General features: G+C 43.3%; 3 protein-coding genes. 1 reads left to right on the plus strand and 2 read right to left on the minus strand.

All coding sequences use genetic code 11. The features are described 5' to 3' along the window. Positions 1–7 precede the first annotated feature (7 nt). Positions 8–205 (plus strand): hypothetical protein, encoded by a 198-nt coding sequence (locus ACTIE0_RS24580; RefSeq protein WP_006668560.1) that lies wholly within the window; start codon positions 8–10, stop codon positions 203–205. Positions 206–302: 97 nt separating this feature from the next. Here the strand turns inward: ACTIE0_RS24580 and ACTIE0_RS24585 are convergent, their stop codons facing one another. Further along, positions 303–704: a type II toxin-antitoxin system VapC family toxin gene (locus ACTIE0_RS24585; protein WP_006668559.1), complete on the minus strand. Its 402-nt coding sequence runs from the start codon at positions 702–704 to the stop codon at positions 303–305. Beyond that, on the minus strand, positions 701–958 hold the full coding sequence (locus ACTIE0_RS24590) for an AbrB/MazE/SpoVT family DNA-binding domain-containing protein (RefSeq protein ID WP_006668558.1): 258 nt from the start codon (positions 956–958) through the stop codon (positions 701–703). Before ACTIE0_RS24590 ends, ACTIE0_RS24585 begins: the two co-directional genes overlap by 4 nt. Between the last annotated feature and the right edge of the window lie 197 nt (positions 959–1,155).

Below are 1,155 nucleotides of genomic sequence, written 5' to 3' on the forward strand. Positions count from 1 at the left end.
ATTTTTCATGATGAACGCATTAGAGTTAAGAGAAAAGGGCTATCAGATTTTAGTCAGTCATTTGGGACAGTCTGATGTGATTCGATTTTTGCAACAAATGGGTTGTGGACAGGGAGATTATACCCAGGAAAGGCGCGAGGTTTTAGGGTCTGTGACGCGGGAGGAGTTTTTGGATGAGTTACGCAAAGTTAGGAATCTTGAGTAATCGAGTTTTTGGGTAGTCGGGCAAAAGAAACCCGGTTTCTAGCAGCATCTGGTGTTTATTCACAAAAAATCAAGAAGGAAACCCGGTTTCTGAGAGTTTATGAACCCAGCCGGTAAACCTGGGATAATTGCCCTAGCTTGACATCAAACGATGCGGTTTCATCACAGCCAGCCTGTTGATTGATGCGAACAATCAAATAATCAGAAAAATCAGCATTTCCCGACTTCATTTGATTAATTGCCCAAGCGATATCATCGGAATTTTCAAATACAAAAATATTGGTATTTAAGAGAGTTTCTAGGATAGTAATGAGTTGGTCTCGCTTAATTTTATACCGACTGCGTAATACCCAAGCAACTTCACAAAGGACAATATTATTAATCAAGCAGGTTTGATGATTTTCTAGGGCTTGATTGATGTATCGATCCGCTTGCTGCCATTGTGATTCATCGTCTCGGACTAGAAAGCGGACGATGACATTGGTATCCAAACCTTTCACATCGATTCTCCTGCCCCTTCAGCAATGGCTTGTTCCATTTCCGCTAGAGAAACGGGTTTTCTGTCTGGATCGTAGAGACAACCCGATAAGGTACGGACATCAATTTTAGCGGCTTTGGGGACGGGTTCTAAATAGACTTTGCCATCAGGAGAAATGGCGATATTAATCGGGTCTCCCGGTTTTAATTGCAGCCAGTCGAGAATTTCTGGGGGAATCGTTGCGGTTCCCTCTGGGGTGATTCGGGTCAGTGCCATAAGGGGCTGATTTAATGGGTTGGATGCCATCTATTTTAACCGACTGTAGCCGACTTGTGCATCAAATCTCTAAAATAGCGGGTTTGGGCAAAAGAAATCGGGTTTCTGGCAGCATCTGGTGTTCCTTCACCAAGATTTAAGAAATAAACCCCGTTTCTGAGTGTCTGGAATGGGGTAAAATGGGAGTGCTATACCCT

The sequence above is a fragment of the Limnospira sp. genome, assembly GCF_051859755.1.
Classification (GTDB): domain Bacteria; phylum Cyanobacteriota; class Cyanobacteriia; order Cyanobacteriales; family Microcoleaceae; genus Limnospira; species Limnospira fusiformis.

Bases quoted from the DNA above. Each gene is read 5' to 3' on its own strand.
- ACTIE0_RS24580 (WP_006668560.1), top strand. From the start codon at position 8: ATGATGAACGCATTAGAGTTAAGAGAAAAGGGCTATCAGATTTTAGTC.
- ACTIE0_RS24590 (WP_006668558.1), bottom strand. From the start codon at position 958: ATGGCACTGACCCGAATCACCCCAGAGGGAACCGCAACGATTCCCCCA.